Source organism: Terrabacter lapilli (assembly GCF_039531305.1).
Lineage (GTDB): Bacteria > Actinomycetota > Actinomycetes > Actinomycetales > Dermatophilaceae > Terrabacter > Terrabacter lapilli.
Genome location: NZ_BAAAPU010000007.1, coordinates 834,267 through 848,068, shown reverse-complemented (window position 1 = coordinate 848,068; position 13,802 = coordinate 834,267). Strand labels below are relative to the sequence as shown.

Genomic DNA, 13,802 nt, shown 5'->3' with positions numbered 1-13,802 from the left:
TCAGGGCAGCAGCAGCCGGGCCGCGACGGCCACGGCGACGACGAGCAGCCCCGCCCCGAGCGCCACCGTGTCGGGTAGGCGCCAGGGGGCCGGTCCGGCCCACGTGCGTCGTCGCGCCTCGGCGAAGCCCCGGGCGTCCATCGCGAGCGCGAGGGCGGAAGCCTGTCCGAGCGCGCCGACCAGCAGGCCGCCGGTGACGACGACCGCCTCGCGCGCACGGGCGACGGCACCCCGGTCGGCCCGGATGCCGCGCACCCGGCGCGTCGCCATGAGCTCACCCCACAGGGCGTCGAAGGCCTGGAGCCGCTGGAGGGCCGCGGTGGCGGCGACGACGGGGCGGGCCGGGAGCCGGAGCCGCTGGGCGAGGTGGTCGCCCAGGGCCTCGGGCTCGATGAAGCCGAAGACGACGGCCGAGGGCACGATGAGGCAGAGCACGCGCAGCGCCGCGGCCGAGGCCACCTCGAGGTCACGCCCGCCGAGGAGCCAGGCCGACCAGGCGACACCGGCCACGGCCAGCGCAGCGGGCGCCAGGCGGGTGAGCACGCCCCTCAGCCGCCCCTGGGGGGCCCGACCGTGCCCGGGCGCGAGCAGCCCGACGAGGCCGAGCGCCACCTCCGCCGCGAGGACCACCAGCCCCTGCCGCCACGTGTCGAGCAGTCCCGGGAGGGGCAGGACGCAGAAGGCCGCAGCGAGCAGGGCGAGAGGACCGACGCGTGCGAGCAGCGGGCGCCGCTCCGGCTCGGGGTCGGGAGCCGGCTGGACCGGTGCCGTGACGTGGACGACACGGTCGGCGTCGTCGACCACTCCCGGGTCGTGGGTGGTGACCACCACGGCGGCCCCCTCCTCGCGCGCCGCCGCGAGCACCCCCGAGACGGCAGCCCAGGTGAGCCGGTCCTGCCCGACCGTCGGCTCGTCGGCGAGCACGAGCGCAGGGCCGTGCGCCACGGCCGACGCCATCGCGAGGCGTCGCTGCTCGCCTCCGGAGAGCTGCCGTGGATCGGCGTCGGCGAGGTGGGCGAGGCCCAGCGCTGAGAGCAGGGCGTCGGCGCGGCGTTCCGCGACCACACGGTCCTGGCCGAGCGCCCGTGGTGTCGTCAGCACGTCGTCGCGGACCGTCCTGCCGACGAGTGCGGTGGCGGCCCGCTGCGGCACCCAGGCGACGACACGGGCCAGGTCGTGGGAGGACCACTCGTGCGGCGGGGTGAGGCGCTCGCGCGCAGGGCCGCCGCCGCCTGCCTCGGCGGGCGTGAGCGGCAGCGCGACCTCCACCGCACCTCGCGCCGGTGGGAGCAGGCCACCGAGCGCCGCCATGAGGGAGGACTTCCCGGCCCCGCTCGGCCCCACGAGGGCGAGCGTGCGCCCGGCCCTGGCCTCGAGGTCCGCGCCGTCGGCCGCCAGCGTGGTGCGCGAGCGCTGCCCGAGCCGGCGGCTGCGGTGCTCGACCCGCAGGCCGGTGGCGCCGGCGACGACCCGACCCCGGTCGACCGTCCCGGCGGTGGCTCCGGGCACGGGCTCGAGCGCCATCGAGAGGGGCTCCGGGTCGGGCACCCCCGGCACCCAGATGCCCTGCACCGCAAGGGCCTGGCCCTGCTCGGCGAGAACCTGCCGCGGCTCGCCGTCGGCCACGACCGACCCGGCCGCGTCGAGCACGACGAGCCGGTCGACGAGGTCGAGCCAGCCCTCGAGCCGGTGCTCGACGACGACCAGGGTGAGGCCCCGACGCGCCGCGACGGCGGCCACGACGCCGCGCACCTCGGCCGCCGTGGTCGCGTCGAGCATCGCGGTCGGCTCGTCGAGGAGCAGGACCGAGGGCTCCATCGCGAGGGCCCCGGCCAGCGCGAGCCGTTGGGACTCGCCGCCGCTCAACGTCGTCGGGGAGCTGTCGGGCGACATGGTCAGGCCGACCTCCCGCAGCGCCGCCTCGGCCCGGGGGCGCATCTGCTCGCGCGGCAGCGACACGTTCTCCAGGCCGAAGGCGACGTCACGCTCGATGCTCGAGGCCACGACACCGGCGCCCGGGTCCTGCAGCACGAGGCCGACCTCGCCCGGAACCTCCTGCGGCGCATGGCCGCCCACCGTCACGGAGCCCGACAGCTCGCCGGAGTCCGCCGTCAGGAGCAGCCCCGCGACGGCCCGCAGGAGCGTGGACTTGCCCGAGCCGCTCGGCCCGGCGAGCAGCACCCGCTCGCCGGGCTGGACGACGAGGTCCAGGCCGGCGAGGACCGCACGTGAGCGACCGAACGGTCGCCACGTCAGGTCCTGCACCCGCACCTCGGCGCCCCCGGCCACGACGGGACCCGGGCGCGCGACCCCGGCGCGGTCAGACGGCGCGCTGCTCACGGACCTCCTGCCCCGGCGGGAACGGGTTGAGGGCGCCCGCGTTGGCGAGCAGCCTCGTCAGGCCCACGGCCAGGAGCGAACCGAAGATCGCGACCGACCCGCCGAGCAGGAAGAGGTAGGAGATCTTGTAGCCCCAGCCCCAGTCGGTCCAGTACGAGTACCACTCGTACACGGCCTCGAACGCTCCGCCGAGGAAGCCACCGATGAGCAGCGGCGCCCAGCTGAAGACGGCATACCCGAAGACGGCGAAGCCGATCTCGACGCCGAAGCCCTGGAGGAACCCCGAGAGCAGGGTCGCCGCGCCACCCCACTGGTTGCCGATGAGCGCCTCCACGACGGCGGCGAGCAGCTCGGTGAAGACGGCCGCGCCGGGGCGCCGGATGACGAGCATCCCCACGATGCCGGCGACGAGCCAGGGCCAGTTGAGCAGGGCGCCGAGCGGCGGGAAGCCGGCGGACACGAAGTTCGAGGGGACGGTGTAGGCCAGCGCCCAGGCCCAGTAGGCGACGCCGAACGCGACACCGAGGAAGGCGCAGGTGAGCAGGTCGATGGTGCGCCAGCGGGTCAGCGGCCCGCTCGCGGTGATGGTTCTGGACATGGTGGGTCTCCCGGGTTCCAGTGGTGGCAAGTGGATACCTGGGGGAAGCCGCCCGCCCGGACACGTCGATGACGTATGCCGTGCGGTGGCCTGAGAAATACCGACTTCCTTCGCCGGTGCTAACCGGAGCAGGTTCGAGGGTCTGCGGCTCTGCCTTCGGGCTGCCGCACTCTCAGCGCGTGTCGCGCTCCCCTGTCGTGATGGGTGGTGGTGCTGTTCAGTTGTCGACGGCACTCTACTCGTGAGCGCTGGGGGCGGCGTGGGTACAGTCAGCGCATGGCTTCCAAGGACACGAAGAAGGCGCTCGCGAAGGCGTCCGACAAGGCTTCGGCCAAGGCCGGCACGACGCAGCACACCCCCGCCGGCGGTCCGGTCTGGAAGATCCTCAGCGTCGGCACCACGATCATCGCGACGAAGGTCGCGACCGACCTGGCCCAGAAGGGCTGGAAGCTCGCGACGGGCCGCAACGTGCCCGTCAAGGGCGACTTCGAGCGGGAGCGCACCCGCGACGTCATCCTCTTCACGGCGCTGTCCTCGATGGCGGTCGCAGCCGCGAGGGTCGCCGCCGAGCGCGGCGCCGCGACCTACTACCGCCGCTCCACCGGCCACCTGCCCAAGGCGCTCGAGGACGACAAGGTCTCGCCCGAGGACCAGAAGGCCGCTCGCAAGGTGGCCAAGGCCAAGGCGAAGGCGTCCGCGAAGTCGGAGCGGGCCCTGCAGAAGGCGATCGACAAGGCCAGCGGCCGCCGCTGAACCTCCCCGCCGGGACCTAAGCCCCTGTCGCTCGGGGCAGCTCCGGCCGCACGCTCGAGACGGAGGGCCGTGGCGTGCCCGCGCCACCGCCCTGTCCGGGAAGCGGCTGCGGGCACTGGAGGAGCGATGACCACGACGTCCGAGCCAGCCGTACGAGGCCCTCTCGTGCTCGAGCTGCACGAAGGCGACCGCACGATGGCGGCACTGCTCGGCGGCAAGGGCGCCGGGCTCGCCGAGATGTCACGGCTGGGACTTCCGGTGCCGCCCGGCTTCATCGTGACGACCGAGGCCTGCCGCGCCTGGCTCTCGGGCGGTGGCGAGCCCGACGGCCTGTGGGACCAGGTCGAGTCGGCCCTGACCGACCTGGAGCGCCGCTCCGGCCTGCGCTTCGGCGACCCGGCTGCTCCGCTGCTCGTGTCGGTGCGCTCGGGGGCCCGCTTCTCGATGCCCGGGATGATGGAGACCGTCCTCGACGTCGGCATGACCGACGCCGTCGCGGCCGCGCTCGTGGCCCGCGGCGAGGCGAGGTTCGCCTGGGACAGCTACCGCCGGCTCGTGCAGATGTACGGCCGGACGGTGCTCGGCATCGACGGCGGCCTCTTCGACGCGCAGCTGATGGGCCTGCGCACCGAGCTGGGCGCCACGAGCGACGCCCACCTCGACGCGGCCGCCCTCCAGCGGCTGACCGGCGAGTTCCGTCGGATCGTCGTCGAGCACACCGGCGCCGACCTGCCGCAGGAGCCACGCGAGCAGCTGCGCCACGCGGTCGTCGCCGTGTTCGCCTCGTGGAACGGCGAGCGGGCGCGGCTCTACCGCGCGCACGAGGGGATCCCCGACGACCTCGGCACGGCGGTCAACATCGTCCAGATGGTCTTCGGCAACCGCGGCGAGCGCTCCGGAAGCGGCGTCTGCTTCACCCGCGACCCGGTGAGCGGGGCGCCGGGCGCCTTCGGCGACTACCTGCCCGACGCCCAGGGCGAGGACGTCGTGAGCGGCAGCCGCAGCCCGATGGACCTCTCCGAGCTGGCGCGTCGTGAACCGGGGCTGCACCACGAGCTCAGCGAGCACCTGCGCACCCTGGAGACCCACTACCGGGACCTGTGCGACGTCGAGTTCACGGTCGAGCGCGGACGCCTGTGGATCCTGCAGACCCGGCTGGGCAAGCGCAGCCCGGCCGCCGCCTTCCGGATCGCCGTCGAGCTGGCCGAGGAGGGCGTCATCGACCTCGACGAGGCCCTCACCCGCGTGGACGGCACACAGCTGCAGACGCTGCTGCACCCGACGTTCGCCGCCCGCGAGGACGTCAGGCCGCTGGCCACCGGCCTGCCGGCAAGCCCCGGCGCGGCATACGGCCAGCTCGTCTTCGACTCCGCCACGGCGATGGAGTGGACGGCGCTCGGTCGGCAGGTCGTCCTGGCCCGTCCCGAGACGAGCCCCGACGACTTCGGCGGCCTGCTGGCAGCGCGGGCCGTCATCACCTCACGGGGCGGCCTGACGTCCCACGCGGCCGTCGTGGCCCGCGGCCTCGGACGCACCTGCGTCACCGGCGTGGAGGGGCTGGTCGTCGACCCCGTCGACCGCCTCGCCACGCTCCCGGGCGGCGTCACCCTCCCGGAGGGGACGGTCGTGTCGGTCGACGGCACCGCGGGCGAGCTGTATGCCGGGCAGCGCGAGATCCAGCCCAGCCCCGTCGCCACCGCCGTCGAGGCAGGCGACACGCACAGCGAGGACCCGACCGTCCGGGCCGTGCTGACCCTGCTGGCCCACGCGGACGCGCGGCGCCGGCTCGGCGTCCTGGCCAACGCCGAGACGCCCGAGGAGGCACGCGCGGCACGGCGCTTCGGGGCCGAGGGCATCGGCCTGTGCCGCACCGAGCACATGCTGCTCGGCGAGCGACGGGTGCTCGTCGAGCGCCTCGTCACCGACGAGGACCGCGAGGGCGCCCTGGCCGAGATCGAGCAGCTCGCCCACGCCGAGTTCACGTCGCTGCTCGAGACGATGGAGGGCCTGCCGGTCGTGGTGCGGCTGCTCGACCCGCCGCTGCACGAGTTCCTGCCCGACCTCGTGGAGCTCTCGGTCGAGGTGGCGCGCGCAGAGGAGCGCGGCGGTGTGGAGCCCGCGCTCGAGCGTCGCCTGGCGACCACCCGGCGGTGGCACGAGTCCAACCCGATGCTGGGGCTGCGCGGGGTCCGGCTCCTCACGGTGCTCCCGCAGATCATCGACGCGCAGGTGCGGGCGCTCGCGGAGGCGACCGTCGAGCTGCGCGACGCCGGCCACGACGTGCGGCCCGAGCTCATGGTGCCGCTCGTCGCGGACGTCGCCGAGCTGGTGGCGGCCCGGGCGCGGATGGAGGGCATCGTCGCGGACGTCGGCCGCGCCCACGGGGCGTCGCTGCACCTGCCGATCGGTGTCATGGTCGAGCTGCCCCGGGCCGCGCTGACGGCGGCCGAGCTGGCGCAGCACGCGGACTTCTTCTCCTTCGGCACCAACGACCTCACCCAGACCACGTGGGGCATCTCGCGCGACGACGCCGAGGCCAACTTCCTCGCCGCCTACCGCGACGCCGGCATCCTGGCGACCGACCCGTTCAAGACCATCGACGAGGTGGGCGTGGGGGCGCTGGTGGAGCTCGCCGCCCGCGACGGCCGCCGCACCTGCCCCGAGCTGGGGCTCGGCGCCTGCGGCGAGCACGCCGGCGACCCCGCGTCGGTCGCCTTCTTCGCCCGGGTGGGCATCGACTACCTGTCGTGCTCGCCCCCGCGGATCCCCGTCGTGCGTCTCGAGGCGGGACGCCAGGCCGTGCTCCTCGCCGCGCCCTCGCGCACGACGTCCGACACCCGCTGAGCCCTACTCCGAAGGCACGAGCACCGCAGCGCCCCTCACGCGGCCGGCCTCGAGGTCCTCGAGCGCCCGGTCGGCCTCGTCCAGGGGCATCGGGGTCGTCGTCACCTGCAGGTGCAGGCGCTCGGCGAGGACGAGGAACTCCTCGCCGTCCTGCCGGGTGTTGCTCGTGACGCTGCGCAGGCTGCGCTCGCGGAAGAGGTGGCGCTGGTAGTCGAGCACCGGCACGTCGCTCAGGTGGATGCCGGCCAGGGCCAGGGTGCCGCCGGGGCCGAGCGCCTCGAGCGCGGTCGGCACCAGCTCACCTGCGGGGGCGAAGAGGATGGCGGCGTCCAGCGGCACCGGCGGCGCGTCGTGCGCCTCCCCGACCGAGGCCGCACCCAGGTCCTGCGCCAGGGCCCGTGCCGCGGCCCCGCGGGTCAGCACGTGCACCTCGGCCCCCTGGGCGATCGCGACCTGGGCGGTCAGGTGCGCGCTGGCCCCGAAGCCGTAGATGCCGAGCCGGCCGCCGGGCGGCAGCTCGGCCCGGCGCAGGGACCGGTAGCCGATGATCCCGGCGCAGAGCAGCGGCGCCGCGTCGGCGTCGGAGAACGACGCGGGCACGCGGTACGCGTACGCCTCCGGGACGACGGTCCACGGGGCGTAGCCGCCGTCGGCGTCCCAGCCGGTGTAGCGGGAGGACGGGCACAGGTTCTCGCGGCCCGACCGGCACCACCGGCAGGAGCCGCACGTCGACCGCAGCCACGCGACGCCCACCCGGTCCCCGGGCTGGAAGCGGTGCGCCCCGTCGCCGAGGAGGGCGACCTCGCCGACGACCTCGTGGCCGGGCACGACCCGGTGCCGGTGCCGCGGTAGGTCGCCGGTGACGACGTGCAGGTCGGTGCGGCACACGCCGCAGGCCCGGACGCGGACGAGCACCTCCCCGGGGCCCGGCTCCGGGACCGGCAGCTCGGCCCGCACGAGCGGGTGTCGACGCAGAGGTCCCGGTTCCTCGACGACCCACCCCTGCATCGACCTCATGGCTCTCCCTCCGGCGCACGACTGCGGCGCCTACGGCGCACCTGACCCGATTGCACCGCTCCGTCCGGTCCGCGGCAAGGGCCCAAGGTCCCCTCGCCGGGTACCTTCCGGCCCTTCGCAGGGGGTGCCGGACGGTGCTGTGCTGGTCTCGGACCGATCCACCGCGCCCGAGGAGGCCACCGTGAGAGCCCAGGTAGGAGACCGCATCATCCTGGCGGCAGAGCACATCGACGAGCCCACCCGCGACGGTGAGGTCCTCGAGGTCCGCGGGCCCGACGGCGGGCCGCCCTACGTCGTCCGGTGGGGCGACGGGCACACCGGCCTGATCTACCCCGGGCCCGGCTCGGTGCTGCGCGTCGGGGCGCCGGGGCAGGAGGAGCTGGTCACCGTGCCGTCGGCACCGGCCGGCGAGCAGCAGCACGCCGAGGAGCCGCAGCCGGCGGAGCCGGTCCACTTCCGCGAGTGGCAGGTCCGGGTCTCCCTCGTCGAGGCCGGCGACGACACGACGGCCACGGTGGTCCTCGTCGCCGACTCCCCGGACCGGCTGAGGGCCCGCGGGTCGAGCCACCGCTCGGCCGACGACACCGCCGAGCACGAGATCGGTGACGAGGTCGCCGTGGCCCGGGCCCTGCGCCACCTCGCCGACGAGCTCATCGAGCACGCCGAGCGCACCATCGCGAGGCGCACCGGCGAGGAGGCGCACGTCCGGGTGACGTGATGGCCGCACCGGCGCTGACGTTCCTCGGCGCCGCGGGGACCGTCACCGGCAGCAAGTTCCTCGTCGAGAGCGGCGGCACCCGGCTGCTCGTCGACTGCGGGCTCTACCAGGGCGAGCGGCGCTGGCGGGCGCTGAACTGGGAGGCTCCGCCCGTCGACCCGGCGACTCTCGACGCCGTCGCGCTGACGCACGCGCACCTCGACCACTGCGGCTACCTGCCGGCGCTCGTCCGCGCGGGGTTCACGGGACCGGTGCACGCGACCGCGGGCACCGCCGCACTCGCCGCCGTGATCCTGCGCGACAGCGCCCACCTCCAGGAGGAGGAGGCCGAGGGCGCGCGGCGCGGCGGCTGGTCCCGGCACGACCCGCCGCTGCCGCTCTACACCGTGGCCGACGCCGACGCGGCGGTCGCGGCGCTGCGCCCGCTGGGCGAGGACCCTGCCGTACGCGTCGACGGCGCGACGGGGGCCACCGTGACCTTCGTGCCCGCCGGGCACATCCTCGGCGCCTCGAGCGTCCTCGTCGAGACCGGTGGACGCTCCGTCCTCTTCTCCGGCGACCTCGGCCGGCCGGACCACCCGGTGCTGCGGCCCCGGGCTCGTCCGCCGGCGGCGCGCACGGTGGTCGTCGAGTCGACCTACGGCGACCGCGCGCACCCGGAGGTGGATCCGGAGCACCGCGTCATGGCCGACGCGATCCGCCGCACCGTCCGGCGCGGTGGCAGCGTCGTCGTCCCCGCCTTCGCCGTCGACCGCACCGAGGTGGTGCTGCTCGCCATCGCCGACCTCGTCGAGAGCGGTGCGATCCCCGACGTCCCGGTCTGGGTGGACAGCCCGATGGCGCTCGCCGCGCTCGACATCTACGCCGACCCCGCCCATGCCGACGAGGTGCGTCCCGAGGCGCTGTCCCGGCTGCGGCGGCTGCCGGGACTGCGCACCGCGCACACCGCCGAGGAGTCGATCCGCCTCAACACCCCGGGCACGCCGTGCATCATCGTGTCGGCCTCGGGCATGGCGACCGGCGGCCGGGTCGTGCACCACCTGCGGTACCTGCTGCCACAGGCGCGCAACACGGTGCTGCTGACCGGCTACCAGGCGGTCGGGACCCGTGGCCGGGACCTGCAGGAGGGCGCCCGCGAGCTGAAGATGGCGGGCCGCTACGTGCCGGTGCGCGCCGAGGTCGTCACGCTCGACGACTTCTCGGTGCACGCCGACGCGGACGAGCTGCTCGCCTGGCTCGGTGAGCTGCCGGAGCCGCCGGAGAGCGTCCACGTCGTCCACGGGGAGCCGGCGGCCGCGCGGGCCCTGGCGGACGGCATACGCGAGCGGTTCGACTGCGCCGTCTCGGTGCCACGCTACGGCGAGCGGGTGCTGCTGGACTGAGGGCCGGCAAACCCTCGCCACCGGGCGCGCCGGAGTGGTCTCCTAGGAGGAGACCCCGACGCGAGGAGGTGTGCCATGGAGGCACGGGTGGGTGACCGCATCACGATGGCGGCCGAGCACGTCGGCCAGTCGACCCGCGAGGGCACGATCCGGGAGGTCAAGGGCACAGACGGTGGGCCGCCCTACGTGGTCGAGTGGTCCGACGGCCACACCGGCCTGATCCACCCCGGCCCCGGTTCGGTGCTGCGCTGCGAGCACGCCGACGAGACGGCCGGCTCGTAGTCCGTCAGGCCTTCGGCAGGTCGAGGGCCCGGACGATGGGGACCCCGGCGCGGTAGGCGAGGTGCAGGTGGGTCGGCGCGTCGAGCACCGCCAGCTCGGCGGGCTGCCCCGGGGCGACCCTCCGGTCGAGGCCGAGGGAGCGGGCCGAGACGGCCGTCGCGGCGTGCAGCGCCTCGGCGGGGGTCAGGCCCATCTCGCGCACCGCCAGGGCGATCGCGAAGGGGATCGACGACGAGTAGCACGTGCCCGGGTTGCAGTCGCTCGCGAGCGCCACGTCGACGCCGGCGTCGACGAGCCGGCGCGCGTCCGGGTAGGGCGAGCGGGTCGAGAACTCGACGCCCGGCAGCAGCGTGGCGACCGTCGTGCCGCGGGCGGCCACGAGCGCGTCGACGTCCTCGTCGCCGAGGAAGGTGCAGTGGTCGACGCTGCGGGCACCGAGCTCGCACGCCAGCTGCACACCGGGGCCGTGGCCGAGCTGGTTGCCGTGAACGCGCAGCGCCAGGCCGGCCGCGCGTCCGGCCTCGAGCACCGTGCGGGCCTCGTCGCCGTCGAAGGCGTGCGCCGAGTGCGGCTCGCAGAAGACGTCGATGCTCTCGGCGAGCGCGGTGGGCCCGTCGGCGACGACCGCGTCGAGCATGGGACCGGTGACGAGCTCGACGTAGGCCGCCCGGTCGGCCGCGTACTCCGGTGGCACGACGTGCGCGCCGAGGAACGTCGTGTGCGGGGTGAGCTCGCGGGCGATCCTCAGCGAGCGCAGCTCGTCCTCGAGCGTCAGGCCGTAGCCGCTCTTGATCTCGACCGTCGTCGTGCCCTGCGCCCGCATCTCGGCGACCCGGCCGGCCACGAGCCGGCGCAGCTCGTCGTCGCTCGCGGCGCGCGTGGCGGCGACCGAGACGGCGATGCCGCCGCCGTCGTAGGGCGTGCCCGTCATCCGTGCCGCGAACTCCGCGGAGCGGTCCCCGGCGAAGACGAGGTGCGAGTGGGAGTCGACGAACCCGGGGATGACGGCGCGACCGCCCAGGTCGCGCCGTGCGTCGGCCGCCGGGGCCTCGCTCGCCGGCCCGACCCACTCGATGACGCCGTCGTCCGAGACGACGAGGGCTGCCTCCCGGACGACGCCGAGGAGGGCGTCGCCGGGGTCGGAACGAGTGGCGACGTGACCGTCCGCGTGAGTGGGGTCGTTGGTCGTCAGCTCGGCGATGCCGGTGAGGAGCAGGCTCACGCCGGGGCACCCACCGAGAGCCGGTCGATGGCGCCGACGAGCATCCGGCCCACGTCGCCCATCCGGTGGTGGCCGTCGCTGACGACGACCTCTCCCCCGACGACGACGGTCGACACGTCGGAGGCCACGCACGCGTAGATGATCTGGTCGCGCGCAGCCCCGGCGGTGTTGACGGTGTCGGTGCGCACGGTGACGAAGTCGGCGAGGGCCCCCTTGCTCAGGTGGCCGCCGTCGGACCAGCCGAGGGCGCGGTAGCCGTTGAAGGAGGCCGCGAGGAGCAGGTCGTTGGCGGAGAACCGGTCGCGCTCGTTGGTGACGAGGCGCTCGTGCATCTCCATGCCGCGCAGCTCCTCGAAGGGGTCGATCACGACGTGCTGGTCCGAGCCGAGCGAGAGCGGGCTGCCCGCGTCGTGCAGCGCCCGGGCCGGGCCGATGCCGTCGGCGAGGTCGCGCTCGGTCGTCGGGCAGAAGCACGCGCCGGTGCCGGTGCCGCCGAGGAGCTCGATGTCGTGGTCCTCGAGGTGCGTGGCGTGCACGGCCGTGGAGTGCGCGCCCAGCGCGCCGGCCTCGTCGAGCAGCTGCGTCGGGGTGGCGCCGTAGTACATCTGGCAGGCGAGGTTCTCGCCGTGCTGCTCCGACAGGTGCACGTGCAGCGGCAGGCCACCCGCGGCCTCGACGACCTTGGGCAGGTCCTCGCGCCGCACGGCGCGCACCGAGTGGATGGCGGCGCCGAGGCGCACGCGGTCGGTGCCCGGCCGGCGGGCCGACATGCGCGCTGCCCAGGCGTCCACCGTGCCGTCGCTGAACCGGCGCTGCCCGGGGTGCAGCTCGACGTGGCCGCCGCCGTTGAGGCCGCCCTCGAGGTAGCAGGTGTCGAGCAGGGTGAGGCGGATGCCTGCCTCGTCGGCGGCCTGGCGTACCGCGAGGCCCATCGCGTTGGGGTCGCGGTAGGGCTGGCCGCCGGGTCGGTGGTGCACGTAGTGGAACTCCCCCACCACGGTGATCCCGGCCAGCACCATCTCGGCGAACACGGCCCGCGCGAGCGCGAAGTACGTGTCGGGGTTGAGCTGCTCCGCGGCGGCATACATCTGCTCGCGCCAGCTCCAGAAGTTGCCGCCCCCACCGTTGGCGCGCCCGCGCAGCGCGCGGTGGAAGGCGTGGCTGTGGGCGTTGGCCATGCCCGGCAACGTGACCCCGGCCAGACGGATGTCGTCGGGCTCCGGGTCGGCGTCGACCTGGACGTCCCTGAAGAGCCCGTCCTGGGTGACGAGCCTGACGCGGTCGGCGAACCCCCCTGTCAGCCAGGCACTCTCGCACCAGAACGTCGTCATCCGTTGCCCCCCGTCGGCTCGGCGTCCTGCACCGTGCAGAGGTCGGTCACGACTGCGGTGAGGGCCATGACCCCATGGTGGCAGTCCGCGACGCTCGCCGACTCGCTGGGCGAGTGCGAAACGCCGGTGGGGTTGCGCACGAAGAGCATGCCGCTCGGCACCCCGTGCGTGGCGAGGATGCCGGCGTCGTGGCCGGCCCCCGTGCCGAGCAGCGGCGCGTCGGGGAGTATGCCGTGCAGCCGGTCGACGAGGCCGGTGTCGAAGGTCGTCGTGGGCGTCCACGACTCCTCCGCGGTGATCGCCCCGAACCGGCCGGCCTCCTCGGCGACGGCGTCGACGGCGGCGCGCACGGCCTCCTCGCGCTCGCCCCGGGCGTCGAGCCAGGCCGTGACGTGGCTGGGGATGGCGTTGACGCCGCCCGGGACCACGTCCACCTTGCCGACGGTGGCCACGCAGCCGAGCGCGACGGCATACGAGCGGGCCGACTGGACCACCGTGGCGAGGCCCAGCATCGCGTCGTGGCGGTCGGCCATGCGGGTGGTGCCCGCGTGGTTGGCCTCTCCGGGGAGGTCGATGCGCCAGCGGCCGTGCGGCCAGATGTCGGTGCCGATCGCGACGGCCCGGGTCGGGTCGGTGAGGTCGTCGCCGCCGTCGGGGGCGACCGCCAGCGCCTTGCCCTGCTCGACGTGCAGCTCGACGAAGTGGCCGACGCGGCGCAGGGCCTCCTCGTCGGGCCCGAGCGTGCGGGGGTCGCGCCCGGCCCGGCGCCACGCCTCGGCCATGGACACGCCGTCGCCGTCGGTGAGGGCGCGGGCCCGGTCGGCGTGCAGCGCGCCGGTGATGATGCGGGAGCCGGCGCAGGCGATGCCGAACCGGGCGCCCTCCTCGTCGACGAAGCTCACGACGCCGACCGGCACGGCGGGCTCGACGCCCGCGGCGCGCAGCGCGTCGAGGGCGGCGAGGGCGCTGACGACGCCGAGCGGGCCGTCGAACGCGCCGCCGTCGGGCACGGAGTCCAGGTGCGAGCCGATGACGACCCCGGGCGTGGTGTCGGGGTCGCCCCACCAGCCCCACTGGTTGCCGGCGCGGTCCTCCACGAGGTCGAGCCCTCGGGCGGCGCACTGCGCTGCGAACCACTCGCGCAGGTCGTGGTCGGTGCGGGTCCAGGCGTGGCGCCGGTAGCCGCCGGTCTCGGGCGCCCGGCCGATGGGCTCGAGCTCGGCCCACATGCGGTCGAAGCTCTCGAAGGTCGTCGTCACGTCCACTCCTCGCTCTGCCGGCCGCATGGGCCGGTGTCGAAACTAGGCTGGCGCCC

The 13,802-nt window shown here is 75.2% G+C and carries 11 protein-coding genes and 1 riboswitch; of the genes, 5 read left to right on the top strand and 6 right to left on the bottom strand.

Annotated features, from left to right (window positions below; translation table 11 throughout):
• Complete coding sequence (locus ABD241_RS11835) at positions 1–2,340, bottom strand: ATP-binding cassette domain-containing protein (protein ID WP_344062438.1); 2,340 nt, start codon at positions 2,338–2,340, stop codon at positions 1–3.
• Entirely contained in the window at positions 2,321–2,938 is a 618-nt protein-coding gene (locus tag ABD241_RS11830; RefSeq protein ID WP_344062435.1) for an ECF transporter S component, read from the bottom strand. The genes ABD241_RS11835 and ABD241_RS11830 overlap by 20 nt, the downstream gene beginning before the upstream one ends.
• A gap of 88 nt (positions 2,939–3,026) precedes the next feature.
• Positions 3,027–3,142, bottom strand: a riboswitch (TPP riboswitch).
• Between the two features lie 72 nt (positions 3,143–3,214).
• Here ABD241_RS11830 and ABD241_RS11825 point away from each other — a divergent pair.
• On the top strand, positions 3,215–3,691 hold the full coding sequence (locus tag ABD241_RS11825) for a DUF4235 domain-containing protein (protein WP_344062432.1): 477 nt from the start codon (positions 3,215–3,217) through the stop codon (positions 3,689–3,691).
• Positions 3,692–3,817: 126 nt separating this feature from the next.
• Positions 3,818–6,535, top strand: coding sequence for a pyruvate, phosphate dikinase (ppdK, locus tag ABD241_RS11820; protein WP_344062429.1), 2,718 nt, complete (start codon positions 3,818–3,820; stop codon positions 6,533–6,535).
• A gap of 3 nt (positions 6,536–6,538) precedes the next feature.
• Here the strand turns inward: ppdK and ABD241_RS11815 are convergent, their stop codons facing one another.
• Positions 6,539–7,552: a zinc-dependent alcohol dehydrogenase family protein gene (locus ABD241_RS11815; RefSeq protein WP_425580748.1), complete on the bottom strand. Its 1,014-nt coding sequence runs from the start codon at positions 7,550–7,552 to the stop codon at positions 6,539–6,541.
• A 181-nt stretch (positions 7,553–7,733) separates the two neighbouring features.
• On the opposite strand from ABD241_RS11815, the gene ABD241_RS11810 reads away from it, so the two are divergent.
• From ABD241_RS11810 to ABD241_RS11800, 3 genes are all read left to right on the top strand, one after another.
• Complete coding sequence (locus ABD241_RS11810) at positions 7,734–8,270, top strand: DUF1918 domain-containing protein (protein WP_344062426.1); 537 nt, start codon at positions 7,734–7,736, stop codon at positions 8,268–8,270.
• On the top strand, positions 8,270–9,652 hold the full coding sequence (locus tag ABD241_RS11805; protein ID WP_344062423.1) for an MBL fold metallo-hydrolase RNA specificity domain-containing protein: 1,383 nt from the start codon (positions 8,270–8,272) through the stop codon (positions 9,650–9,652). Before ABD241_RS11810 ends, ABD241_RS11805 begins: the two co-directional genes overlap by 1 nt.
• A gap of 75 nt (positions 9,653–9,727) precedes the next feature.
• A complete protein-coding gene (locus ABD241_RS11800; RefSeq protein WP_344062420.1) occupies positions 9,728–9,934 on the top strand; it encodes a DUF1918 domain-containing protein in 207 nt (68 codons plus the stop codon).
• 4 nt (positions 9,935–9,938) lie between these two features.
• Here ABD241_RS11800 and hutI read toward each other — a convergent pair whose 3' ends face one another.
• Genes hutI through ABD241_RS11785 form a run of 3 tightly spaced genes read right to left on the bottom strand, consistent with a single transcriptional unit; the run spans position 9,939 to position 13,773 of the window.
• A complete protein-coding gene (hutI, locus tag ABD241_RS11795) occupies positions 9,939–11,156 on the bottom strand; it encodes an imidazolonepropionase (RefSeq protein ID WP_344062417.1) in 1,218 nt (405 codons plus the stop codon).
• Positions 11,153–12,487 carry a formimidoylglutamate deiminase gene (locus ABD241_RS11790; RefSeq protein WP_344062414.1) on the bottom strand — a complete coding sequence of 445 codons (1,335 nt, stop codon included), beginning with the start codon at positions 12,485–12,487 and terminating at the stop codon, positions 11,153–11,155. Before ABD241_RS11790 ends, hutI begins: the two co-directional genes overlap by 4 nt.
• Positions 12,484–13,773 carry an allantoate amidohydrolase gene (locus tag ABD241_RS11785; protein WP_344062412.1) on the bottom strand — a complete coding sequence of 430 codons (1,290 nt, stop codon included), beginning with the start codon at positions 13,771–13,773 and terminating at the stop codon, positions 12,484–12,486. Before ABD241_RS11785 ends, ABD241_RS11790 begins: the two co-directional genes overlap by 4 nt.
• Between the last annotated feature and the right edge of the window lie 29 nt (positions 13,774–13,802).